The organism is Microbulbifer mangrovi (genome assembly GCF_002009015.1).
Classification (GTDB): Bacteria; Pseudomonadota; Gammaproteobacteria; order Pseudomonadales; family Cellvibrionaceae; genus Microbulbifer; species Microbulbifer mangrovi.
This window is the reverse complement of the sequence record NZ_LZDE01000091.1, coordinates 1-841: the sequence shown is the minus strand read 5'-3', so window position 1 is coordinate 841 and position 841 is coordinate 1. Positions and strand designations below refer to the sequence as shown.

Annotated in this window: 1 protein-coding gene; it reads left to right on the top strand. The window is 53.3% G+C overall.

The annotated features are described in order from the left end of the window. Positions 1 to 841, top strand: an 841-nt coding sequence (locus tag B4U49_RS00415; protein WP_078082643.1) for an IS3 family transposase, incomplete at both ends; no start/stop codon positions are given.

The window sequence follows — 841 nt, the reverse complement described above, 5'->3', positions numbered from 1 at the left end:
TAGACCGATTAAGTGAGCAGGAGCCTGTGGAACTGGTCTGCGAGGCGTTTGAAGTACCCCGATCATGCTATTACGAATACAAGAACCGTAAGAACGTCGTGGATGCGCCCAGGCTTCAGCTCCGGGCTCAGGTCAATGAGATCTTCAAACGTAGCCGAAGCTTTGCAGGCAGCCGCACAATCGTAGGTTTGCTCAACGATCAGGGAGTGGCTATCGGACGTTTCAAAGTGCGTAGCCTAATGCGTGAAGCCGGTCTGATCTGTAAGCAACCCGGTCCTCATAAATACAAGAGGGCAACCGTTGAGCGGCCAGATATACCGAATGAGCTTGATCGTCAGTTCAATGTGGAGAGACCAAACCAGGTATGGTGCGGTGACATCACCTATATCTGGGCCGGCTCTCGCTGGTGTTACTTAGCTACGGTCTTAGACCTGTATGCCCGTCGTATCGTTGGATGGGCTATCTCAGAACAGCCGGATGCCGCACTTGTGGTAAAGGCATTGGAAATGGCCTGGGAGCAGCGAGGGAAACCGCAAGGCATCATGTTCCACACGGATCAGGGCTGCCAATATGCGAGCCGCCTTTTCCGGCAGCGACTGTGGCGGTACCGAATGACCCAGAGTATGAGTCGCCGTGGTAACTGCTGGGACAATGCACCGATGGAAAGACTGTTCCGGAGCCTGAAAAGCGAATGGGTACCTTCTCTCGGCTACGGCTCCATCGCAGAGGCAAGCCGAGACATCAGCCACTATCTGATGATGTATTACAACTGGGAACGTCCCCATCAACATAACCGTGGTATACCGCCTGCAAAGGCCGAAGAAAAACTTAACTTACTGTC